The 23,330-nt window shown below is 64.7% G+C and carries 20 protein-coding genes; 10 read left to right on the top strand and 10 right to left on the bottom strand.

Features of this window, described 5'->3' with window-relative positions:
- Positions 1 to 173 precede the first annotated feature (173 nt).
- From BraRD5C2_RS10115 to BraRD5C2_RS10085, 7 genes are all read left to right on the top strand, one after another.
- Positions 174 to 1,715 carry an ABC transporter substrate-binding protein gene (locus BraRD5C2_RS10115; RefSeq protein WP_223968126.1) on the top strand — a complete coding sequence of 514 codons (1,542 nt, stop codon included), beginning with the start codon at positions 174 to 176 and terminating at the stop codon, positions 1,713 to 1,715.
- Between the two features lie 6 nt (positions 1,716 to 1,721).
- The gene (locus BraRD5C2_RS10110) at positions 1,722 to 2,672 is read left to right on the top strand and encodes an ABC transporter permease (protein ID WP_223968125.1); all 951 of its coding nucleotides are present in this window, start codon (positions 1,722 to 1,724) and stop codon (positions 2,670 to 2,672) included.
- Positions 2,659 to 3,528, top strand: coding sequence for an ABC transporter permease (locus BraRD5C2_RS10105; protein WP_223968124.1), 870 nt, complete (start codon positions 2,659 to 2,661; stop codon positions 3,526 to 3,528). Before BraRD5C2_RS10110 ends, BraRD5C2_RS10105 begins: the two co-directional genes overlap by 14 nt.
- On the top strand, positions 3,525 to 4,511 hold the full coding sequence (locus tag BraRD5C2_RS10100; RefSeq protein WP_223968123.1) for an ABC transporter ATP-binding protein: 987 nt from the start codon (positions 3,525 to 3,527) through the stop codon (positions 4,509 to 4,511). Before BraRD5C2_RS10105 ends, BraRD5C2_RS10100 begins: the two co-directional genes overlap by 4 nt.
- Positions 4,508 to 5,476, top strand: a complete 969-nt coding sequence (locus BraRD5C2_RS10095; RefSeq protein WP_223968122.1) for an ABC transporter ATP-binding protein — start codon at positions 4,508 to 4,510, stop codon at positions 5,474 to 5,476. The genes BraRD5C2_RS10100 and BraRD5C2_RS10095 overlap by 4 nt, the downstream gene beginning before the upstream one ends.
- Before the next feature lie 142 nt (positions 5,477 to 5,618).
- Positions 5,619 to 6,689 (top strand): alcohol dehydrogenase, encoded by a 1,071-nt coding sequence (locus BraRD5C2_RS10090; RefSeq protein ID WP_223968121.1) that lies wholly within the window; start codon positions 5,619 to 5,621, stop codon positions 6,687 to 6,689.
- Between the two features lie 106 nt (positions 6,690 to 6,795).
- Positions 6,796 to 7,878 (top strand): isocitrate/isopropylmalate dehydrogenase family protein, encoded by a 1,083-nt coding sequence (locus tag BraRD5C2_RS10085; RefSeq protein WP_223968120.1) that lies wholly within the window; start codon positions 6,796 to 6,798, stop codon positions 7,876 to 7,878.
- A 44-nt stretch (positions 7,879 to 7,922) separates the two neighbouring features.
- Here BraRD5C2_RS10085 and BraRD5C2_RS10080 read toward each other — a convergent pair whose 3' ends face one another.
- The 4 genes from BraRD5C2_RS10080 to BraRD5C2_RS10065 form a co-directional block, all read right to left on the bottom strand.
- Positions 7,923 to 9,170 (bottom strand): hypothetical protein, encoded by a 1,248-nt coding sequence (locus tag BraRD5C2_RS10080; protein WP_223968119.1) that lies wholly within the window; start codon positions 9,168 to 9,170, stop codon positions 7,923 to 7,925.
- A gap of 10 nt (positions 9,171 to 9,180) precedes the next feature.
- Positions 9,181 to 9,498 carry an acyl carrier protein gene (locus tag BraRD5C2_RS10075; protein ID WP_223968118.1) on the bottom strand — a complete coding sequence of 106 codons (318 nt, stop codon included), beginning with the start codon at positions 9,496 to 9,498 and terminating at the stop codon, positions 9,181 to 9,183.
- A complete protein-coding gene (locus BraRD5C2_RS10070; protein ID WP_223968117.1) occupies positions 9,495 to 11,069 on the bottom strand; it encodes an amino acid adenylation domain-containing protein in 1,575 nt (524 codons plus the stop codon). Before BraRD5C2_RS10070 ends, BraRD5C2_RS10075 begins: the two co-directional genes overlap by 4 nt.
- A 65-nt stretch (positions 11,070 to 11,134) precedes the next feature.
- A complete protein-coding gene (locus tag BraRD5C2_RS10065) occupies positions 11,135 to 12,190 on the bottom strand; it encodes an LLM class flavin-dependent oxidoreductase (RefSeq protein WP_223968116.1) in 1,056 nt (351 codons plus the stop codon).
- 248 nt (positions 12,191 to 12,438) lie between these two features.
- On the opposite strand from BraRD5C2_RS10065, the gene BraRD5C2_RS10060 reads away from it, so the two are divergent.
- The gene (locus tag BraRD5C2_RS10060) at positions 12,439 to 14,196 is read left to right on the top strand and encodes a carbamoyltransferase family protein (RefSeq protein ID WP_223968115.1); all 1,758 of its coding nucleotides are present in this window, start codon (positions 12,439 to 12,441) and stop codon (positions 14,194 to 14,196) included.
- Positions 14,197 to 14,255: 59 nt separating this feature from the next.
- On the opposite strand, the gene BraRD5C2_RS10055 is transcribed toward BraRD5C2_RS10060, so the two are convergent.
- From BraRD5C2_RS10055 to BraRD5C2_RS10045, 3 genes are all read right to left on the bottom strand, one after another.
- Positions 14,256 to 14,597 (bottom strand): hypothetical protein, encoded by a 342-nt coding sequence (locus BraRD5C2_RS10055; RefSeq protein WP_223968114.1) that lies wholly within the window; start codon positions 14,595 to 14,597, stop codon positions 14,256 to 14,258.
- 222 nt (positions 14,598 to 14,819) lie between these two features.
- On the bottom strand, positions 14,820 to 16,151 hold the full coding sequence (locus BraRD5C2_RS10050; RefSeq protein WP_223968113.1) for a L,D-transpeptidase family protein: 1,332 nt from the start codon (positions 16,149 to 16,151) through the stop codon (positions 14,820 to 14,822).
- Between the two features lie 437 nt (positions 16,152 to 16,588).
- Positions 16,589 to 16,984: a helix-turn-helix domain-containing protein gene (locus BraRD5C2_RS10045; RefSeq protein ID WP_016844123.1), complete on the bottom strand. Its 396-nt coding sequence runs from the start codon at positions 16,982 to 16,984 to the stop codon at positions 16,589 to 16,591.
- A gap of 568 nt (positions 16,985 to 17,552) precedes the next feature.
- Here BraRD5C2_RS10045 and BraRD5C2_RS10040 point away from each other — a divergent pair.
- Positions 17,553 to 17,864, top strand: a complete 312-nt coding sequence (locus tag BraRD5C2_RS10040) for a hypothetical protein (RefSeq protein WP_143046883.1) — start codon at positions 17,553 to 17,555, stop codon at positions 17,862 to 17,864.
- Between the two features lie 50 nt (positions 17,865 to 17,914).
- Here BraRD5C2_RS10040 and BraRD5C2_RS10035 read toward each other — a convergent pair whose 3' ends face one another.
- The 3 genes from BraRD5C2_RS10035 to BraRD5C2_RS10025 all read right to left on the bottom strand — a co-directional run bounded on the left by BraRD5C2_RS10035 (position 17,915) and on the right by BraRD5C2_RS10025 (position 22,243).
- Positions 17,915 to 19,234: a dicarboxylate/amino acid:cation symporter gene (locus BraRD5C2_RS10035; protein WP_223968112.1), complete on the bottom strand. Its 1,320-nt coding sequence runs from the start codon at positions 19,232 to 19,234 to the stop codon at positions 17,915 to 17,917.
- A 100-nt stretch (positions 19,235 to 19,334) separates the two neighbouring features.
- Positions 19,335 to 20,792 (bottom strand): sensor histidine kinase, encoded by a 1,458-nt coding sequence (locus BraRD5C2_RS10030; protein ID WP_223968252.1) that lies wholly within the window; start codon positions 20,790 to 20,792, stop codon positions 19,335 to 19,337.
- A gap of 176 nt (positions 20,793 to 20,968) precedes the next feature.
- The gene (locus tag BraRD5C2_RS10025; protein ID WP_223968111.1) at positions 20,969 to 22,243 is read right to left on the bottom strand and encodes a serine hydrolase domain-containing protein; all 1,275 of its coding nucleotides are present in this window, start codon (positions 22,241 to 22,243) and stop codon (positions 20,969 to 20,971) included.
- Between the two features lie 142 nt (positions 22,244 to 22,385).
- On the opposite strand from BraRD5C2_RS10025, the gene BraRD5C2_RS10020 reads away from it, so the two are divergent.
- Entirely contained in the window at positions 22,386 to 23,300 is a 915-nt protein-coding gene (locus BraRD5C2_RS10020; protein ID WP_223968110.1) for an intradiol ring-cleavage dioxygenase, read from the top strand.
- Positions 23,301 to 23,330 lie beyond the last annotated feature (30 nt).

The raw sequence follows: 23,330 nt of genomic DNA, 5'->3' as shown, positions 1-23,330 counted from the left end.
GACTCAAACCGGTCGGCCAGATCACGATGCGGGTCCGCATGATCGCATCGTGATCTGCCTGCGGCTTTTCATCCGTTTTACGGTCTTGTCGTGCGCGGCGATTCCGGACAAGCTGCCGCCCAACGTACGACGATCCGGAACACCGGACGTCGCCCACCTGGGAGGGACCATCGATGAAGCTGGCCGGGCGCGCGCACGCAGTTGCGCGCATATTTCTTGTGGCGGGATTAGGTGCCGCGGCGTTCGCTGCACCGGCCCATGCGCAGAAGCAGGGCGGTACGCTCACCGTCGGCCAGGAGCTGGACATCGCGGGCTTCGACCCGCTCAAGGTCGGCGTTTACGATACGTCGGCCAACACCGCGGCAGCCGCAATCTTCGACACGCTGATGACGCTCGACGACAAGGGCGAGCCGAAGCCGAAGCTCGCGCTGTCGTGGGACCATTCCGAGGACTTCAAGACCTGGACCATCAAGCTGCGGCCCGGCGTCAAATTCCACGACGGCACGCCGTTCAATGCGCAGGCGGTGAAGGAGAATTTCGACCGCCAGAAGGATCCGGCCAACAAGTGCCGCTGCGCCTTCTACATCACCAGCATCAAGAGCGTGGATGTCATTGATGACCTCACGGTGCGCTACAATTTTAGCGACCCGGCGGTGAACTTTCCGGCGACGCAGTCGATCCAGAGCTCCAACAACGTGATGCAGTCGCCGACCGCGTGGAAGACCAAGGGCGATGATTACAATCGCAACCCGGTCGGCACCGGTCCCTACATTCTGAAATCCTGGGCCGCCGGCGACCGCATGGTGCTGGAGAAGAACCCGGACTACTGGGACAAGGGCAAGCCCTATCTCGACCGCATCATCCTGAAGCCGCTGCCGGACGCGCAGTCGCGCTTTGCCTCGCTGCAATCGGGCGAGGCCGACATCGTCTGGGACGACGAGACCGACGCCGACAACATCATCAAGGCGCGCAAGGATACCAGTCTAACCGTGCATACCTATGAAGGCTCGGGGGCTGCAGTCGCTGCCTTCAACACCAAGGTCCCGCCGTTCGACGACGTGCGCGTGCGCCAGGCGCTGGTGATGGCGCTCGACCGCAACAAGATGTCGCAAGCGATTACCAATGGCCTGGCGCGGCCGGCCAGCAATCCCTACGGCGACGGGTCCTGGGTGAAGTGCAAGGATGACGGCGCGTTGCCCTTCGATGTCGAAAAGGCCAAGGCGCTGCTCAAGGACTACGGCAAGCCGGTCGAGTTCAAGATGCTGGTCACGGCAACGCCGCGCGGCCGCACCGGCGGTCAGGTGTTGCAGCAATTCTGGAAGCGGATCGGCGCCAATATGGAGATCGAGCAGGTCGATCAGGCGACCATTCCCCCGCGTGCCTTCATGCGCCAGTTCCAGCTGACGCCGTGGCGCATCGTTGATCTCGCCGATCCCGATCCGCAGATGTACGCCAATTTCCACACCGGCAGCCCGGTCGCGCTGGCGAACTACTCCAATCCGGAGCTCGACCGGCTGCTTGAGCATGCGCGAACCACCGCCGACGTCGCCCAGCGTACCGAGGACTATTGCGCGATCAGCCGCCTGATCAACAAGGAGGCGATCTGGTTCTGGACCTTCCAGAACACCTACTACGCGATCTCAAGCGTAAAGGTGAAGGGCGTGCCGAAAATGTTCAACGGGGTGCTCGACGTCTCCTACGCCTGGAAGGAATAGCGTTTCATGCTGTTCTTCGTCGCGCGCAGGCTCCTGTACCTGGTACCGGTGCTGATCGCGGTTTCGGTTCTCACCTTCGTGATCGCCTCGCTGTTGCCCGGCGATCTGGCCTACGTGATCCTCGGCGACCAGGCGACGCCTGAGAATGTCGCGGCCCTGCGTCACGACTTGGGGCTCGATCAGCCGATCTGGCTGCGCTATCTCAGCTGGCTGTGGCACATCCTGCAAGGCGATTTCGGACGCTCGTTCCGCACCGGGCAGACCGTGTGGCAGGCGGTCAGCGAGCGCGTCCCGGTCTCGTTCGAGCTGATGATCCTCGCCGAGCTGATCGGGCTTGCGATCGGCGTGCCGCTCGCGATCGCATGCGCCGCCAAGGCGGGCTCGGCGTTCGACCGCTTCATGACCGGCTCGGCCTTCGGCATGCTGTCGGTGCCGACCTTCCTTTCCGCGATCCTCCTGATCTATTTGTTTGCGGTCGAGCTGCGCATGTTGCCGGCGACGGGCTACGTGCCGTTCACCGAGGACCCGGTCGCCAACCTGCGCTTCATGGTGCTGCCGGCGCTGACGCTCGGGCTTGCGGAATGGCCGGGCATCATGCGCGTGCTGCGCTCCGACATGATCGCAGCGTTGCAGGAGGATTATATCGCGCTCGCCAAGGCGAAGGGCCTGAAGCCGTCCCGCATCCTGTTCGTGCACGCGCTGAAGCCGTCCTCGCTGACGCTCGTCACCATCACCGGCATCAATATCGGCCGCCTGATCGGCGGCGCCGTGATCGTCGAATCGATCTTCGCATTGCCGGGGATCGGGCGCCTTCTGGTCGGCGCGATCTATACCCGTGACCTCATCATTCTGCAGGGCGTGGTGCTGCTGGTTGCCGCGGGCTTCGTGATCATGAACTTCATCGTCGACCTGCTTTACGCCGTGCTCGACCCGAGGATCCGCCATGGCCACGCTTGAGCTCAGCCTCGACGAGACCGAAGCGACGCCGGCGCGGCGCCGCCGCCGGCTCGGCATGCTGTTCTGGTGCGCGATCGGCTGGATGGTGCTGGTGTTCGCGGTCGCGATCTTTGCTGACCTGCTGCCGCTGCCGAGCCCGACCGACATGGACATGCTGGAGCGGCGGGCGCCGTTCTCGGCCGAGCATTGGCTCGGCACCGACGGCCTCGGCCGGGATGAGCTGTCGCGGCTGATCTATGGCGCACGCATCTCGCTGATCGTCGGCCTTTGCGCACCGATGATCGGCGTCACCATCGGCGGTGCGCTCGGCATGCTCGCCGGCTATTTCCGCGGTCGGTTCGAATCCTTCGTGGTCGGCAGCATGGATGTGCTGCTGGCGTTCCCGCCGCTGATCCTGGCGCTTGCGGTCACCGCCTATCTCGGCCAGTCGATCTTCAACCTGACCTGCATCCTCGGTGTGCTCGGCATTCCGGCCTTCATGCGGGTGGCGCGGGCCGCGACCCTGACGCTGGCACGGCGCGAATTCGTCATCGCGGCGCAGGCGCTCGGCGCCACCCATGCGCGCATTCTGCTGCGCGAGCTGCTGCCCAACGTGCTGCTGCCGCTCATCGCCTTCTTCCTGCTCGGCGTCGCCGTCACCATCGTGGTCGAGGGCTCGCTCTCCTTCCTCGGCCTCGGCGTGCCGCCGCCGATCTCGAGCTGGGGCAGCATGATCGGGGAGGGGCGTGAAAGCCTCGACGTGGCGCCGCGGCTGGCCTTCATTCCGGCGATTGCGATGTTCCTGACCGTGCTTTCATTCAACCTGATCGGCGACACGATGCGTGCGCTGACCGACCCGAGGCAGGGTGCGCTATGAGCGGTGCGCTGCTTTCGGTCGAGAACGCGGTGGTCGACCTGCCGACACCGCGCGGCAACCTGCGGGCGGTCGATCATGTCGATCTCACCGTCGGCGCCGGCAAGACGCTCGGCATTGTCGGCGAATCCGGCTGCGGCAAGACCATGCTGTCGCGGGCCGTCCTGCAGCTTCTGCCTAAGAAGGCTAAGCTGTCCGGCCGCGTGATGTTCGACGGGCAGGATCTCACGACGCTGCCGGCGGAGAAATTGCGCAAGCTGCGCGGCCGCTCGCTCGCGGTCGTGTTCCAGGATCCCATGACCTCGCTCAATCCGGTGCTGACCATCGGCACCCAGCTGATCGAGACCATCCAGGAACATCTCGAGCTCGATCTGGCCCAGGCCAGGCAGCGCAGCATCGAGCTGCTGACGGCGGTCGGCATTCCCGCACCCGAGCAGCGGCTGACGCAATATCCGCATCAGCTGTCCGGCGGCATGCGCCAGCGCGTCGCGATCGCGGTGGCGTTGTCCTGCGAACCAAAACTCCTGATCGCCGACGAGCCGACCACCGCGCTCGACGTCACGATCCAGGCGCAGATCCTGGATCTCTTGGCACGCGAGCAGCAGCGCCGCCATATGGCGATGATCATCATCACGCATGATCTCGGCGTGGTCGCCGGCCGCACCGACGAGGTCGCGGTGATGTATGCGGGGCGCGTGGTCGAGCGTGCGCCGACGCCTGCGTTGTTCAAGCAGATGCGGATGCCCTACACCGAGGCGCTGCTCGCCGCGCTGCCGAAGCTCGACGTGCCGCCGCATACGCCGCTGCCGGCGATTTCGGGACGGCCGCCGGATCCGACCCGGCCGCTGAAAGGCTGCTCGTTCTCGCCGCGTTGCCGCTATTCCGCCGGGCGCTGCAGTACGGAGAAGCCGCGGCTCAGTCCGGCAGAGACGTTAGAGCATCTCTATGCCTGCTTCCATCCGATCGCGGCGGGAGGCCGCGCATGATGTTGCAGGCTGCCTCCAATCCACTGATGAAAGTGGAAAACCTCGTCGTCGAGTATTCGGTGGGGGGCAAGACCATCCATGCCGTCTCCGATGTCAGCCTCGAGATCGCGCGTGGCGAGACGCTGGGGCTGGTCGGCGAATCCGGCTGCGGCAAGTCCACGCTCGGCCGCGCCGTGCTGCAATTGCGCCAGGCGGTCTCCGGCAAGGTGCTGTTCGACGGGCACGATCTCACCTCCCTGAAGGGCGAGGCGCTGCGCAAGATGCGCCGCCGCGTGCAGTTGATCTTCCAGGACCCGATTGCCTCGCTCAATCCGCGGCGGCGGATCGGCGATATCGTCGCCGAGCCGCTGGTGATCGCCGGCGTCAAGGATCCCGAGGAACGCTGGCGGCGCGTCAGCGAGGTGCTGTCGGCGGTCGGGCTCGACCCCGCGCTGGTGAGCGGACGCCTGCCGCACGAATTCTCCGGCGGACAATGCCAGCGCATCTGCATCGCCCGTTCGCTGGTGCTCAATCCGGAATTCGTGATCTGCGACGAGCCGGTGTCCGCGCTCGATGTCTCGATCCGAGCGCAGATCCTCAATCTGCTGGAGGAGATGAAGGCGCGCTACGGCCTGACCCTGCTGTTCATCGCCCACGACCTCGCCGTGGTGAAGGCGGTCTCGGATCGCGTCGCGGTGATGTATCTCGGCCGGCTCTGCGAGGTCGGTCCGTCGGAGCAGTTGTTTGCGCGGCCGGCGCATCCTTATACCGCGCTGCTCATCGAAGCGATCCCGGTGCCGGATCCGGATGTCCGGCCGACCACGAGCGTGCCGGTCGGCGAGCCGCCCTCGCCGATCGCGCCGCCGTCGGGCTGCCGCTTCCGCACCCGCTGCCCGCGGGCCGATGCGCGCTGTGCCAGCGAGGTGCCGGAACTGCGCGTGGTTGCGCCCGGCCAGTTCGCGGCTTGCCATCATCCGTTGATCTGAATACTCACGCCTCTGAATAGTGGCGCGTTGGCCGTCGAGCGAGCTGCATGGCGGCTTGCTCGAAAATGGGGTCTTGAGCGTTTGTCCCGGGCGGGCAGGCGTGGCAAGGTCCGCCTCAAGAACAAGCTTCGGGAGAACAGCGATGAAGAGTTTCCAGGTCGTCGATTTCAATGCCCCCTTGAAAGAGGTCGATCAGCCGACGCCGCAGCCGTCGGGCACGCAGGTGCTGATCAAGGTGAAGGCCGCCGGCGTCTGCCACAGCGACCTGCACATCTGGGAGGGCGGTTATGATCTCGGCCATGGCCGCAAGCCGCTGTCGCTGAAGGACCGCGGCGTCTCGCTGCCGCGCACGATGGGCCATGAGACGGTCGGCGAAATCGTCGCCTTCGGGCCGGATGTGAAGGACGCCGACAAGGGCGGCCTGAAGGTCGGCGATGTCACGCTCGCCTATCCGTGGCTCGGCTGCGGCAAATGCCCGACCTGCCTCGGCGGCGACGAGAACATGTGCGCGATCAAGCCGAATGCGCTCGGCGTCTATTGCGACGGCGGCTATGCCGATCACATGACGGTGCCGCATCCGAAATATCTGCTCGACCTCAAGGGGCTCGATCCCGTCACGGCCGCGCCTTACGCCTGCTCTGGTGTTACGACCTACAGCGCACTCAAGAAGGTCGAGAAGGATCTCGACACGCCGATCGTAATCTTCGGCGCCGGTGGTCTCGGTCTGATGGCGCTCTCGCTGTTGAAGGCGATGGGCGGCAAGGGCGCGATCGTGGTCGATATCGACGCCAGGAAGCGCGAGGCAGCGGAAGCTGCCGGTGCGCTCGCGACCGTCGACGGCAAGGCGCCCCACGCGCTGGAGCAGCTCATCAAGAAAGCGGGGCAGCCGATCCGCGCTGCGATCGACCTGGTCGGCAACGCCCAGACCTCGCAACTCGGCTTCGACTGCCTGACCAAGGGCGGCAAGCTCGTGATTGTCGGCCTGTTCGGCGGCGGCGCGACCTGGGCGCTGCCGCTGATCCCGATCAAGGCGGTTACCATCCAGGGCAGCTATGTCGGCAATCTGCGCGAGACACAGGAGCTGCTCGACCTGGTGCGGACGAAGAAGATCCCGGCGATCCCGGTCACGCCGATGCCGCTGGCGAAGGCGAACGAGGCGCTGACCAGTCTGCACAAGGGTCAGCTCGTCGGGCGCGCGGTGCTGACGCCTTAGTTTTCTCTGCTGTCATTCCGGGGCGATGCGAAGCATCGAACCCGGAATCTCGAGATTCCGGGTTCGCTTCGCGCCCCGGAATGACGGTCATCTTTCGGAGCTTCCCATGTCCGCCAACGACGCACTCCACATCGCAGTTCTCGGTGGCGATGGCATCGGTCCGGAGGTGATGGCGCCGGCGCTCGAAGTGCTGCGCAGGATCGAGGCGTCGTCCGGCCTCAAATTCCGCTTCACCGAGGCGCCGGCCGGTGCTGGCCACTACAAGCAGACCGGCAAGTCGATGCCGGAGAGCACGGTGCGGCTGTGCGAGGAGGCTGACGCGATCCTGCTCGGCGCCTGCGGGCTGCCGTCGGTGCGCTACCCTGATAACACCGAGATCGCGCCGCAGATCGAGTTGCGCATGATCTTCGATCTATATGCTGGCGTGCGGCCCGCGCGATTGATCCCGGGCGTGCCGAGCACGATCGTCGGCGCCGATCAGAAGGGCATCGACCTCGTCGTGATCAGGGAATCCACCGAGGGCCTGTTCGCCTCGATGGGCAAGGGCGTCGTCACCGACAGCGAGGCGCGCGAGACCATGGTGATCACGCGCCGAACCTCGGAGCGGCTGTTCGAGTTCTCTTTCCGGCTTGCCGAACGCCGCAAGGCGCGCGGCCGCGTCGGCGGCGGGCTGACTTGCGTCGACAAGGCGAACGTGTTCAAGGCGTTCGCGTTCTTCCGGAGCATCTTCGACGAGACCGCGAAGCGTCATCCCGACGTCAAGGCTGATCACCTCTACATCGACGCGGCTGCGGCCGCGCTGGTGAAGCGCCCCTGGGACTTCGACGTCATGGTGACCGAAAACATGTTCGGCGACATCCTGTCCGACCTCACCGCCGGTCTGATCGGCGGCATGGGCATGGCGCCGTCGGCCGATATCGGTGACCGCTACGCGGTGTTTCAGCCGTGTCATGGCACGGCGCCCGACATCATGGGGCAGGGCAAGGCCAACCCGACTGCGATGATCCTGTCGGCTGCGATGATGCTGGACTGGCTCGCCGACAGGCACGGTCTGGAGAGCGCCGCTGAAGCCGCCGAAAGCATCGAGCGCGCCGTCGACAAGGTCTATGCCGCCGGCATCAAGCCGTTCGAGTTCGGCGGCAGCAACGGCACCGCAGATGTCGCGAAGGCCGTGCTGGCGGCGCTTTAACGCAAGGGTGAGGGGGCCGACGCCGCGCCGGCTCAGCGGAGCCGTCACGGCAGCAGCGTTGCGTCGCCGTCGAACGGGCCGGCGTACCAGGCGTTCTCGTCTTCGAGGGCGCGAGCCAGGCCCTCGTCCGTCGTCCTGTAGACGAGCGGATCGGTCGGGTAAGTCCTGACGTAGGGATTCCATCTCATCAGGATCTCCCGGATATGTCCGGGCACGCCGACCAGCTCGAAGAGTTGACCGCCCGACGCGACCGCGTTGGCATAGGCCGCCTCGAGCAGCGCCTCGGTCACGTCTGTGTCATCCTGCTCCACCAGGATGTCGGCGAGCGTCGACCGTCGCAAACCTGTCTCACGGTCGACCGCATGCAGCACGACGGCATACCCCGCCAAGCGCTGGAATCGATGGCAGCAAAGCACGGCAACCGTCGAAGAGCTCCCAGGGAGCGTGAAGTGCCACCGGAGAGAGGCGGGACTTCGGTCGGCCAGCAACCGAGGGGCCTCGCCCAATTTGCGTCGCCACAGCGCTTCGAATTCGTCCCCGATATCCCTCACATCGATTTCCGTCACCTTGCTGGTCGAACGGCCCCGTGGTCCGCGGCGGAGCGAATCCAAACGCATTGCCGACGAGGCAAGGAAAGCTCCGACAGACTCCATTCCGCTCCCGACGTCGAACTTCGCTGCGAGCACCCGCGCGAAGCGATGGACATCCAGGATCCAGAACAGGATCTTGTCGTAGTCGGGGTCAGGCAACGACTTCGCATGAAGGGCTTTTGATTGATTGACCACCGATGCTGTCGAATTCGTGATGACAAGGAGATCGACGTCTCGCTGCCGAAAGAACGAAGCCAGCAGGCCGATGCAGCGGGTGCGGTACGCCGGGTCGATCACCAAGCCAGCGGCGGTCGCGGCGAATATCGTTCGGCTTTCGAGCTGGTAGAGCACGGGAATGTTTCCCTGGTACCCGACAATCCCCTGCTCGGTTTCCAGCACCCACCCCATGCTTGGCTGCGATTTGACGGCGGCCATCGCCGGATTTTGTCGCCAGAGCCGATCCCAGTTCTCCGGACTGTCTTTCGCAAGGCCCCCGCGTTCCTTCAGCCTCGCGACGCTTTCGAAATCCGCGAACCGGACCTCCCGCTGCTTCGCCGGCGCCAATGCGCTTCCGGAGCGCGTTGCCGCTTCGGCTTGAGCGGACGCAGGACGTCGCCGGCTTTTCAGGAGTCGGAGCAGGATATCGGCGGCGTGATACTTGGAGCGTGTCTGAATTTGCGCCGGCGCACGGGTCCCCGCCATCAATCCCTCCCTAGCCGAATGGCGGCGACGACCCGGTCGGCCCATTTCGCAATCGACGCTGCGTCAATTGCTCCGACACGAACTGGCACAGCGGCCCGATCAGCGTCATCTGTTCTGGATCGAGGTTCTCGAAATCGATCTCCCTGTCGAAGTGCTCACCCGCCGCCATCATCATCTCAACGAAGGCGAGCGAATCGAGCGCGCCCGACAGCAGCAGGTCGTAGTCGTCGGGGAGATCGCGCAGCGGACGCTGTCCGCGGTCCTGGAGCTTCCGGTTGAGGAAGGCTCCGAAGAATGCGCGGACGTCATCCGTGGTCGGACCGCTCATTGGCTGTCTCCCAAAACCGCCGGCATGGCCTTGCGGTCGTATTTGCCGTTGGCGTTGCGCGGCAGCCGGCTGCGGACGTGCCATCGTCTCGGGACCATGTAGTCCGGCAGCAGGACGGCGACCGCCGCGCGAAGCCCGTCGAGATCAACCGGCCCGCCTTCGATGAGCACTTCGATGCCGCCGTAGCCGCTCGACGTGATGGGCCAGCCGATCGCCACGACGCCGTCGACGCCCGAGGCCCCGCGCACCACGGCTTCGACCTCGCCGAGCTCCACCCTGTGGCCGAGGATCTTTATCTGCGAGTCCATGCGGCCGAGATGGGTCAAGGGACCGTCGCCGGCGGGCCGGCGCACGCGGTCGCCGGTGCGGTAGAACATTTCCCGCCGTCTGGGCGGGACGACGAAGGCTGCGGCGGTCTTCTCGGGATCTTTCCAGTAGCCGAGCGACATCTGCGGACCGCTCATCAGCAGTTCGCCGTCCGCGCCCGGCGCGACCTCGTTCAAGTGCTCGTCGACGATGAGCACCTCCATTCCCGGGAACGGCGCGCCGATCGGCACGATGCCCATCTCCGCTTCGGCCGGCGTGCGCTTCGGATCCCAGCGATAGCCGGTGCACGCGATGGTCAACTCGGTCGGTCCGTAGAGGTTCTCCACGACGCTGTTCGGCGCCGCCATCGCCCAGGCCTCGACGCTAGCGACGGGCAGCGGCTCGCCGCAGAACAGGCTCAATCTGAGCGAGGGAAACCCTCCCGGCTTTAGCAGGCCGGACTGCTTCATCAATGCGACCATCGAGGGCACCGAGAACCAGACCGTCAATCCCTGCTCGCGGATGAACCGCCCCGGATTGATCAGCGTCTTCTGCGAGGGGCAGCACACGCGGGCGCCGCGTTCCCACGCCACGAACATGTCGGAAGCCGACAGGTCGAACGTCATGTCGAACGTTTGCGAGACGACATCCAGCTCCGTGATTGCGAAGCGCTCCGCGACATGGTTGACATAGGCTGCGACGTTGCGGTGCGCGACCATCACTCCCTTCGGTACCCCCGTGCTGCCGGAGGTGAACAGCAGATAGGCGATCGCGTCCTCGTGCGCGTCCGGCTCGCGCCAGTCGGCGTATCCTTCGAGATCGGCAGCTCCGACGATGGTGTGCCGCGGCCATCGTTCGCGATAGGGGCGGGGGTCCTCGAGATCGGGCGCGATCACGAGCAGCGGTTCGTTGACACCCGCTATGAGCGCGTCCATCTGCGGCAAGGAGTCCGCGTCGACGATGATCGATGGGCATTCCGAACGGACGAGCATCGATCTGGTGCGCGCGATCGGGAAGGTGCGGTTCAGCGGCACGTAGCCGTTCCCGGCCAGAAGCGATCCGAGCACGCCGGCGAACGCCGTCGCGCTGCGATGCGCGAATACGGCGGTCAGCGGCGTCGACGACCCTTCGCGATGCGCCTGGATGCAGGCTGCGATGCGAGCGGCGACCTCGCGCAGCTGTCGATACGACAGCGACGTGTCCTGTGCGACGACGGCAGGACGGTCGGGAAACAGCTTCGCCGACCGCAGGAAGCCCGTCCACAATCCCCGCCGTGATCCGTCCGCGCGCAACTCCATCGAACAATTGCCCAATCTAGCCTGCGAGGCCGTTACGCGCCGGGATCGCGAAGCGCTGATGACTTCAGTCGCCGGGCCTTCGTCAGCGCCTGTCCGAAGACCTCGCCCGTATGGGCCAGTTCGTCGCGGCTGGGTGGAATGTCCAGGATGAACGTCCCGTAGCCGGCCCCGGCGTAGCGCGCGAGTTCGTCGGAGACGACCCCGTAGTCGCCAACCAGATACGGGCAGAAAGTTTTATAGTTTTCGAACGGCACCAGCCAATAGGGCGTGTTCTGGGTGGCGGCCGTCTCGGCCGAGAGATCGGACATCTGCTTGTGCCACGCCGAATCCGAGACCTTCATGGCCAGCTTGTGCGCCAGTTGCCCCTTCTTGTCGGTCGGGAAGCGTTCATGCGCGACCCGCCAGGCCTCCTCGGCGCTCGCGCGGGCGATGATGCCGACGCGCACGCCCGAGCCGACGCAGTCGGCGTCCGCCTGCCCGTACTCTGCTGCCGGCTTGGGATACTTCACCGGCGTCGCGCCCAGCGACTTGGCGGCCGAGAGCCCGGCTTCCGAGGAGCCCGACACGAATATGCCGGGCAGCAATTCCCGCGGCAGCGGTGGCGTCATCCTCAAATTGCGGACGGCATGGAATTCCCCTTCGAGCGTCACCGGCCCGGCGTTCTCCAGCAGCAGCTTGATGATGCCGGTGTATTCGACGAGCCTCGCGTACCGCTTGTCGTGCGCCGTCGCATCGCCGAGCGCCGCAAGCTCGGTCGTGTAGCCGCCCGCGACCATGTTCAGATAGAGCCGGCGTCCGTACATATGCGCGAACGAACTCACCATCTTGGCGACGCTGTACGGGTGCATGTAGACCGGCTGCACCGCCACCAGAGGACAGAGTTCCTTGGTGTTCTGCAGGATCACCTGCGAGACGAGCCAGGGATCGACCAGGGAGTTTTCCGTATAGACTAGGATTCCCTTGCAGCCCGCCTCTTCGCTCCAGCGGGCGACGGCCTTCACCCGCTCGACATAGTCCGCCGCTTGCACCGCGCCGGATTGCGGGCACGTGCTGAAGACTTCGAACCGAATGTCGGAAAACGTATCCATCATCCACCTCCGTCCAAAAGGCGCCGAAACACCGTGGCTGGTGGAGAATCGCCATCGTAGCAGATGCGTTCGTGAGCTCCCCCGACGCAAAGGTGGTACTCCGTCAAGCGGGGAACGGATGCTCGGCCAACTATTCGGGGGCGGGCACTGCACTTATGCGGACCTTGATTTCCGCGGCCTCTCTGCAACGATGCCGCGGCACCTGCTCGAATTTCCCTTGAGCGTGATCCGTCCAGGGGGTGTTGAACATGGCAAAAATAATCGGCATCAGTGGATTCGAGAGCTCGATTCCCTTCAAGAAGAAGCATTGGCCGGGCCTGGAGGAGCGCGAATATCGGATCTCACAGGGCCACGATTCCGCTGCGGTGCTGGTGGTCGGCGGCAGGATCGTCGCCGGTGCTGCCGAAGAGCGCTTCAACCGCAAGAAACACAGCGGTGATTTTCCGATCGGCGCGATCAGCTACTGCCTGGAGACCGCCGGCCTGAAGCCATCCGACATCGACGTGATCTCTCACGGCTTCGACTATGCGCCCTACAAGGCCGCCTTCATGCTGGATCCGACCTCCGCCCGACAATACAGGGAGGTGTTCTCGCGCGAAAAACTGCTCGCGCAGGTCGATCAGCACCTGCCCGGATTTCCGGCTAGCAAGGTCCACCACATCAACCATCATCTGTCCCACGCCGCCAGCGCCTACTACACCTCCGGTTGGGACGAATGCCTGGTGGTGGTGCTCGACGGCATGGGCGAGGTCCACGCCGTCACCGTCTATCACGCGCACGACAACGCGATCGATAAGCTTGCAGAAATCACCGCCCAGGATTCGATCGGCATTCTCTATTCCACGCTGACGCTGCATCTCGGCTTCGATTTCAACTCCGACGAATACAAGATCATGGGCCTCGCTCCCTACGGCGATCCCGCCCGTCACCGTGCTTTCTTCGAGCGGACCGTAGAGCTGCGCGACGACGGCCTGATCAGGATTCCGCTGCTCCGCCTCAATACCGAGCGCCATGATCGCGAAACCTACGGCGCGACGCGACGCCATCTCGGAGAGCATCTGATCCCCGCTCGCGCGCCCGACGGCGACGTCACCGACGACCATCGCGACGTCGCCGCGGCGCTGCAGGAATGCCTCGACAACGTCATGCTCCACATCTGCGGCCATTTCGGCTGCAGCACCGGCCTGCGCAGGCTCGCGATGGCGGGCGGCGTCGCGCTTAACTGCACGGCCAACGGCCGCCTGCTGCAGTCCGGCCTGTTCGACGAGATCTACGTTCAGCCGGCCGCAGGCGACGATGGCGCCGCGCTCGGCGCCGCGCTCTGGTCGGCCTCGCGCGACAGCGGCGTGAAGAACGTCCGGATGCCGGTCCCCTTCCTCGGCCCCGCACACGCGCAAACCGAGATTTACAGGGCGCTGGCCGACACTGCCGGCCGCATCGAGATCACGCGCTTTCCGGATCTCGACGAGACCTGCGCGGCGGCGGCCAGGCTGATCGCCGCCGGACGCGTGCTCGGCTGGTACCGCGGACGCATGGAGTTCGGCCCCCGCGCGCTCGGACACCGCAGCATCCTGGCCGATCCCGGTCATCCTGACATGCGCGACCGCATCAACGCGATGGTCAAGATGCGCGAAGCCTTCCGCCCGTTCGCGCCGGCGGTCAGCCTTGAGCAGGTGCATGACTGGTTCGAGGTGCCGAAGGGGCTTGAGCTTCCCTACATGATCATGACCGCCGACGTGCGCCCCGAACATCGCGCCGCGCTGCCGGCGATCACGCATGTCAACGGCTCGGCTCGCGTGCAGACGGTCGGCGTCAGGGACAATCCGGAATTCCACGCGTTGCTGCGGGCGGTCGGCCGGGCGACCGGCCGCGAAATGGTGCTGAACACGAGCTTCAACGTGAAGGGGCAGCCGATCGTCAACACCCCGCGCGAAGCCATCGACACGTTCCTCGGCACCGGCATCGAGTATCTCTTCCTCGAGAACGTGCTCGTCCGCCGCGTGTGACAGAGGTAGCCGGCACTGGCGCGAAAAAGGTGAGGGGGCCGAAGCCCCCTCGCGGATGATTAGCGCCGGTGTCCGCCGTGATGTCCGCCACCGTGATGGCCACCGCCGTGATGGCCGCCGGCACCATGATGTCCGCCGTGGTGACGGTACCCGTGATGATGGCGGGGATAGACGTGCGGACGATGATGCCATCCGTGATGGCGCGGTCCGTAACCATAGCCCGGTTGCCAGTAGCAGCGGCCCCAGCGATCGCAGACCTGGCGCACCTTGTCGACATTGGACGTTTCGCCTGCGATGTGGCTGGCCTGCGGAAGCCCGTTCGGCATCGCCGATGCCGCACCGGACGTCAACGCTGCGCTTCCGAGCGCGGCCAGTCCAATAATTGCAAGCTTGATATTCATTGAGATCTCCTTGGTTGAAGCCTGAAAACGTCCGTGTGGCCGCTTCGTTGCTGCGACAAAAAAGCCAGGCACATGCACTCGGTTCTGGCGACGCCGGTTCAACGCAGCAAATGCGGGAGTTGTGAGGTCGCTCGGTGCGCGGGCGACAATTGGCCGCGCGACAGAATGGTGAGGCGCAAACAAAACGTGATGACGTTTGGTCGCGCTTCGCGGAAAAGCGTTCTACTGCGTGGTTAGCGGATGTTCGGCGGCCTTGTTGAAGAAGGCAGCTTCCTCGGCGGTGGCTTCGAGGAGTTGCTGGTCCTGATCGTAGACGTCGTTGCGGAACTGGATGGTCCGGTCCTTCGTCATCCACGCCGTGAGGTAGATCCAGGCCACCGGAACCTTCTTCAGCATGCGGACGTCCTGACGCTGTCCGGTGGCGATCGCGGCATCGATGGCAGCGCGGGTCCACTGCGGCTGGTCCTTCAGCAGCCATGCCGCGAGATCGCGGACATTGTCGACGCGCGAGCAGCCATGCGAATCGAAGCGATAGTCGTCGTTGAACAGGCTGTGCTGATTGGTGTCGTGCATGTAGACCGAATAGGAGTTCGGCATATCGATCTTGACCGCGCCGAGCGCATTCCATGCGCCGCTCTGCTGACGCACCGTGATGTTCGGCGCGTGATCGCCCGACCAGTCGACCGAATGCGGATCGATCGGGTTGTCGTGGGCGTCAAGCACGTCCATGTGCATGCGCGACAGGTAGGCCGGATCCTTGCGCATATGCGCTGCGATCTCCGTCTTGGTGATCGATGACGGCACCGTCCAGGTCGGATTGAGAATGACGTCGGTGATCTCGGACGTCAGCGTCGGCGAGGGTTTCTCGGTCTTGCCGACGATCACGCGGTAGCGCCGCACAACCTTGTCGTCCTCGACCGCCTCGGCGAAGGTGGCGGGAATGTTGACCACGACATAGCGCTGCCCGAACTGGAAATCCATCTGGTCAAGCCGCTCCAGCGAGGCCTCCAGCTGCTTGATCCGCTTCTGCACGGGAACGTTGAGCGCAGCCAGCGTCCGCGGCGTCACCGTGCCGGTCGCCGCGAGCCCGTGGCGTGTCTGGAAATGCTTCACCGCGTAGGCCAAGACTTCATCATAGGCACCGGCGGCCTTGTCGGCGGCAAGGTCACCGGTGATGATCAGACGCTTGCGCAGCAGATCGTCATTGGCGCCCTGGACGCCCAGCGCAAATTTCGCGTCAGCGGGGATCGTGGGCCAACCGCCGCGGGCGGCGAGATCGGAATAGCCCTTCACCACGTCGCGAATGCGTTGTGCGCTGCCCTGGTCGTAGGTTGGCTCGCGCGACAATGCGAGCGCGGCAGCCGATCGCGTTTCCGCGACCGAGGCCGACGCGGCCGGCTTGGCCTGGCTTGGCTGGGTGGCTGCCGGTACCGCAGCCGGCAGCGCATGATGAGGCGGGACCGCCGCAGTCGGGTTGGGCGCGCCGGTGGTTTGGGCGAATGCCGGTAGAGCCGCAAGCATCGTGGCTACGACGACGAGTGTCACTTTCTGCATATCTCGATTCTCCGGACTGCGTCGCTGGCGCGAAAAATCGGAAGGCTCGGCCCCGGCCGCATGAATGGGGGGCGGCGCGTTCGTTCGGAGGTGATGATCTATCCCGAGACCGTTGCGTCTTGATTAAGTTTTGGTTGCGGTCGGAACATTACCGTGACCGTCCTGCAGGCCCGGGGCTGCCGCCATCGTCGGCATGGCGGCCGCACGACCTTGTGGCGCACATCAACGCGGAGACCGCTCGCTCGTTGTGCCGAAGCCGGGGGCAGGGACCTGGCCGTGCCGAACGGTCAAAGAAAAAGCGCTGCCATCGCCGATGGCAGCGCTTCGATATCTTCCCGGTTCGACCGGCGCGTGGCGATCCCAATGACCGGTCGCGGCCGATCCGCTCGCCCTGGTCGATCGCGTTCGCGGTATCGCGATCGTACCTGTGCTGCCGTTCAGTCTTCGTTGGCGGCGATCGATTCCATCAGCGACACCAGCTGGCGCTGCACGGTCTGATCCTTGATCTTGCTGTAGGCGCGCAGCAACCGGAGGCTGAACGCGCTGTCGAGGAACAGCAGGCTCTCGACTTCGCGGGCCTTGTTGTCGCCGTCGTAGAAGAAGGTCACCGGCACGTCCAGCGCGGTCGCGATCTGCTGAAGGCGGGCGGCGCCGACGCGGTTCACGCCCTTCTCGTACTTCTGGACCTGCTGGAAGCTGACGCCAAGCTTGTCGCCGAGTTCCGCCTGCGAGATCTTCTGCTCGACACGGCGCAGACGAATCCGCTTGCCCAACTCAATGTCCGGCTTGCCGGCGCTGCGCTGCTTCATCTTCTTTGCTGCTGATCTGTTCATTCTTGTGACCCGTCCTTCAAATCGAGAATCCCTGGCCCGGTCGGGTCAGGGACACGTTCATGATGTACCGCGTTAAGCTCGAGTGGATCGTCAGTTCGTCTGAACGACGAAATCCAAGAAGATCGCGGGATGGTATCCAAACGCAGATGTGCATCGGAAGCACCCAAGTACCGACTCGGTCGACTACCTGAAGTCGACCGCGCCAAGGTGTCTATCGACACCCCGCCCTCTACATTTGGCAAAATATTGACCAAACCACAACTAGCGCGAGTTTGATCGACACAGATTTTGCGCGCATGCTTACTGGGCGGCATTGCACTCGCCCGTAGTTCTACGGGCAGCCAATATTGTACGAGCGTCCTAGTATGGATGCAACCCCAGCTAGTGCATCCTGAGGTCGCGACGACGGTCTGCGGTTGCTTGACGGATGCGCCGCTAATGCGAAAAGTTTGACGTAAGTCCAAGTCAGGCTTTCGGAATGTTGCTGGACAATTGCCTAAAAGTTCTGAATCATCGGGAACAATTGTGCGCCTACGGAAAGCCGGCGAACTCTGGCAGGAGAGGCCAAATGAAGCGGAAGAGGGGAACACCTCGACTCTACCTCGCGGCTTCGGGAGTGGAAGATATGCCGGTCGCAAATACGGAAGAACGGTTGCTGGCGCTGCTGGCAACCCTGGAAGAGTGTCAGGCATTTCTGACTGACCGGGCGAACACGGAAACGGCGCGGCTGTTGTCCCTTGCCATCCTCGAGCTCCGGATGGAGCTGCACAAGGTGACGGATTCCGAGTTGAAGGCGCTGTGTGACATGATCGCGTCGGACGAGCCGGTACAGGAACCGGCAACCAGGCAGTTGCCGCCGTATCTGCGGCTGATCAAGTAAGCCGGCGCCCCGCGCCATGCGCGGGACGCCGCCGCCCTGCATCGCGTGGCTCAGCCCGCGGTGACGTCGACCGCATCAGCGCCTTCGAGCACGCGACGGGCCTTGTCCCGGTCCAGGTCGCCTTCCCATGCTGCGACCACGACGGTGGCGACGCAGTTGCCGATCAGATTGCCGACGGCGCGCGCCATGCCGATGAACCAGTCAACCGAGAGCACCAGCACGAGGCCGATCGCCGGGATGCTCGGCACGGCGTTGAGCGTCGCCGCCAGGATGACGATCGCCGAGCCGGGCACGCCATGCGCGCCCTTCGAGGTGATCAGCGACACGCCGAGCACCAGCAGCAGGTCACCGAACGACAGCGGCGTGTTGGTCGCCTGCGCGATGAACACCACCGCCAGCGTCAGATAGATCGAGAACGCGTCGAGGTTGAACGAATAGCCGGTCGGAATCACGAGGCCGACCACCGAATCCTTGACGCCGAAATGCTCCAGCTTGCGCATCACCTGCGGCAGCACCGCGTCGGAGGATGCGGTGGCGACCACGATCATCAGCTCCTCGCGCAGGTAGCCGAGGAACTTGAGGATATTGATGCCGGCAAGCGCCATCACCCCGCCGAGCACGCCGAGCACGAAGATCGCGACCGAGACGTAGAACAGCGCCACCAGCGACAGCAGCTGTTTCAGCGAGCCGACGCCGTATTTGCCGACCGTGTAGGCGACGGCGCCGAGCACGCCGATCGGCGCGAAGCGCACGATCAGGCCCATGGCGCGGAACAGCACGGTGGAGACCGCGTCGATGAACGAGGAGATTTTCTCGCCCTTCTCGCCGCCGACCAGCGCCAGGCTGACGCCGAAGATGATGGCGAAGAACAACACCTGCAGCACGTCGTTGCGCGACAGCGCGTCGAACGAGGTGCTCGGGATGATGTTGAGCAGGAAGCTGCCGATGCCTTCGCCCTTCAGCTTCTGCGCATTGCTGGCATAGCTGCCGAGCGCCTTGGCATCCAGCGTCGAGGTATCGATGTTCATGCCGTGACCGGGTCCGAACAAATAGGCCAGGATCAAGCCGACCACGAGGGCGACCGTCGTCATCGCCTCGAAATACACCAGCGCCTTGACGCCGACGCGTCCGACCTTCTTGAGGTCGCCGGCGCCCGCGATGCCGTGCACCACCACGCAGAACACGATCGGCGCAACGATCATCGAGATCAGCTTCAGGAAGGCATCGCTGAAGATCTTCAGCCCGATCGCGAAATCGGGTGCGGCCATGCCGATGATGATGCCGAGCAGTAGCGCGACAAGCACCTGCACGAACAGCGATGTGTAGAGCGGCTTGCGTGCAACTGTAGCGTCCGCGGCGATGGTCGACATGAACTCCCCCTGTTTTTGGCCGGTGTTCTTGCCGGCCGATCCCGCCCCATCTTAGCAACTTGCGTGCCAAGATGTCGCAGGATTGGGGCCATTTGCCCGGTCATTCGCCGGTTTCGAGGGTGCAGGTCACCGTGTAGACGACGCCGTGGGGCAGGAAATCCACCGTGGCCTCGCCGCCGAGCTGGTCGCGGGCGCTGCGCTCGATCAGCCGGGAGCCGAAGCCGCGCTGCACCGGCGCCGCGACCGGTGGGCCGCCGGCCTCCGTCCAGATCAATCGGAGCATCGGTCCGGGGCCGTCCGCGAGGATCTCCCAATCCAGGGTCATCGTGCCGGTGTCGTTGGACAGTGCGCCATATTTGGCGGCGTTGGTCGCCATCTCATGCAGCAGCATCGACAGCACCAAGGCAAGCCGGGGCGACAGCGGCACGCGCGGCCCGAACATCCTGACCCGTTCGGAGGCGTTCAGCAGATAGGGCCGCAGCACGCGGCTGACCACGTCCTGCAGGTCGGAGCCCTGCCATTTGTCGGTGGAGAGCAAATTGTGCGCCTCGGCGAGTGCGCCGAGCCGTCCCTCGAACTTGTCGCGCTCGGCGCGGCTCGCGCTGCGGAAGGTCTGCGTGGCGATCGATTGCAGGATCGCCAGCGTGTTCTTGACGCGGTGGTTGAGCTCCTCGATCAGGAGATCGTGCAGCATCTCGCCGCGCGCGATCGTGGTCGCCATCCGCACCGCAAAGCCGAGGCCGACCAGGAGCAGGACGCCACCGATCACGCTGGTGATCGCAAGCGAGCGCCACAGCGGCGCCACCAGCGAGTTCTCGGCGATCCCAGCGGCGACCGTCCAGCCGGTGACGCGCGACCGGGTGAAGCCCGTGATCAGCGCCACGCCTTCGAGCGAGACCGTCGGCAGTGTCGCCTCGCTGCGGCGGAACATCTCGGCAAACAACGTTGGCGATGCGCGCTGTCCGATGGTTGCCTGCGGATTCGGCACGCGGGCGAGGTTGACGCCGTCGCCGTCGAAGATCGAGATGGTCCAGTCCTGGTTCAGGCGCTGCCGCTCGATCATGGCCTGGAAGACCTCGATCGGCGGGCTGAAGGAGATGTCGTAGAGCACTTCGCCGTCGCGGATCACCGGCACCTCGACCGTGATGATCAGTTGCTGCTTCACCTCGCCGAAGAACAGGTTGGAGTATTGTGGCTGCCGCGTCGTAAACACCTTCTCGACGATCTCGAGATTGTTGCGCGGCGGCAGGCTCGCGGTGTCCGGCGTCAGCGAGGAGAACGCCTGGCGCCCCCTGCGGTCGGCCACCAGCACCACGCCGTCCTTGCCGTACTGGTCGAGAAAGCCGGCCGCGACGCGGCGGAAGTTGTCGAAGTCGCTGTTGCGCAGCGAGTTGGTCAGCGCCAGCACCTGCAGCCCGCCGGTCATGCGCTGCATTTCCGCATCGAGCAGCAAGCGGATGCTGCGCGCCGTCTCCAGCACGCGCTGCGTGGCCGCCTGACGATCCCGCTGGTAATTGTGGAAGACGATCCCGACCGCGAAAACGATCAGCGGCAACATCGTCCCCGCGACCAGAAGCGCGAGACGCACTGGCAATGTCAGTTTCGGCACGAGGTCCCCGGGTCGGTGCCCGTTTGCGGTGAGCTTAGGGGAAGCGGGAAAAGTCCGCCAAAGGAAATGACCGGCAATCGGAAAAATTCCGCGGCGCACACCGTATGCCGCGGAAGAACGTTTGGTCAGAGATTGCTCTCGGTGATCGCGGCGTAGACCATGGTGCGCAGCTCGCGCCGCAGCGGATAGGCGCTCGACGGCAGCACCTGGGTCATGAAGATCGTGATCAGCTCCTCGGCCGGATCGATGAAGAAGGATGTCGTCGCGGCGCCGCCCCAGTTGAATTCGCCCGGGCTGCCCGCGATCAGGGTCTGTGCCGGGTGCATGGTGACGGCGAAGCCGAGGCCGAAACCGATGCCGTTATAGGCGGCCTCGGCGAACATCGAGCGCGACATCGCCGGCAGGTCGACGCCGCCGGGCAGATGATTGCTGGCCATCAGCTTCAGCGTCTTCGGGCCGAGCAGCCGGAAGCCGCCGAGCTCGCCGCCGTTCAGCAGCGCGCGGCAGAAGGTCAGATAGTCGGCCGCGGTCGAGCACAGCCCGCCGCCGCCCGAGACCAGCGAGGGCGGCGACAGGAACGAGCTGGTGGCCGGATCGTCCTGCAGCGTCAGCGTGCCCTTGCGCTCGGCCGCGAGCGGGTTGAAGCCGCCTTGCGGGTCGGCGGAATAGCAGGCGGCAAAGCGGTGCGCCTTGTCGGCCGGCACGAAGAAGTCGGTGTCGTTCATGCCGAGCGGTTTGAAGATGCGCTCCTTCAGGAACTGCTCGAACGGCATCCCTGAAATCTTGCCGACGAGATAGCCGAGCACGTCGGTGGAGACCGAGTAATTCCAGGCTTCACCCGGCGAGAACTCCAGCGGGATCTTCGCCAGGTCCTCGATCATGCTGTCGAGCGTTCCGGCCTTGATGACCTCGCCGATCTTCTTCTCGCGATAGGCGGCGTCGACATTGGAGCGCTGCTGGAAGCCGTAGGTGAGGCCCGAGGTGTGGCGCAGCAGGTCGACGATCAGCATCGGCCGGGTCGGTGGGCGGGTCAGGAAGGCGGGCGCGGTGCCGGCGACGAACACGCCGAGGTTCTTCCACTCCGGAATGTATTTGGCGACCGGCTCGTCGAGCGCCACCTTGCCTTCCTCGACCAGCATCATGAAGGCGACCGAGGTGATCGGCTTGGTCATCGAATAGATGCGGAAAATAGTGTCGTCCTTCACCGGCACCTTGCGTTCGAGATCGGCAAAGCCCTGGACGGTGGAATGCACGATCTTGCCGCGGCGGTAGACCAGGACCTGGGTGCCGGGAAAGCGGCCGGAATCGATGTAGCGGCTCTTCAAATGCGCTTCGAGGCGGTTGAGGGCGGTGGTCGACATTCCCGCGGATTCGGGCGAGGCAGGCGTGGGAGCTAACATCGGGCATTTTCTCCGGCTGGCGAGGCAGCCTTGATAGCCGAAAAGTGTCCGCTGCAGCAATCGGCCGCCGCTTACCGGCACCGGGCCGGTAGTGTACGGTCGCCCTGCAATCACGCCCTCAAGGGATACGGGAAACGCCGAGATGACCCAGTTCAACGAAACCGAGCTCACCACAGCCGTCATCCGTAGCTTCGACCAGACGCCCGATCCGCGGGCCAAGTTCCTGCTGCAGGAACTGGTGAAGTCGCTGCACGATTATGTGCGCAAGACCGATCTCACCTTCGAGGAATGGGACCACGCCATCGGCTTCCTGACCCGCACCGGGCAGAAGTGCACCGACATCCGCCAGGAATTCATCCTGCTGTCCGACGTGCTCGGCGTGTCGATGCTGGTCGATGCGGTCAACCACAGGGATCGCGACGGCGCGACCGAGACCACCGTGCTCGGCCCGTTCTATGTCGGCGAGCACAAGGTGACGCCGCACGGCACCGACGTTTCGGCAAGCCTGCCCGGCGAGCGCATGTTCGTGCAGAGCCGCGTCACCGATCTCGACGGCAAGCCGCTGGCCAATGTGCCGGTCGATATCTGGCACGCGGACGACGACGGGTTCTATGACTCGCAGAAGCCGAGCTATGCCACCGAAGGTCCGTCGTCGCGGGCGCGCTTCATCACCGATGCGGACGGCCGCTTCTTCTTCCGCACCATCGTGCCGTGCAGCTATCCGATCCCGACCGACGGTCCGGTCGGGCAGATGATCACGCAGACTAACCGTCATCCGATGCGGCCGGCGCATATCCACTTCCTGGTCAACGCCAAGGGCTATGAGCCGCTGATCACGCACGTGTTTATGGAAGGCGACAAATACATCGATTCAGATGTCGTGTTCGGCGTGAAGGACGAACTGATCGCCAAGGTCGAGCAGCGCACCGATCCCGTGATGCCCGATGGCCAGCGGTCGGATGGCCCGTGGAGCCTGATGACCTACGAATTTCGCGTGAAGCCTGGCGGCGGAATGGCGCCTGCGCCGCTCGGCACCAAGGTCGCCGAAGACGCCTGATCACTGTCGTCCAAGTGCTCTGCTCAATTC

This window comes from Bradyrhizobium sp. RD5-C2 (genome assembly GCF_019972155.1).
In the GTDB taxonomy this organism is placed as follows: domain Bacteria; phylum Pseudomonadota; class Alphaproteobacteria; order Rhizobiales; family Xanthobacteraceae; genus Bradyrhizobium.
Note: the sequence above shows the minus strand (reverse complement) of the source record. Positions and strands in the feature narration are given on the sequence as shown.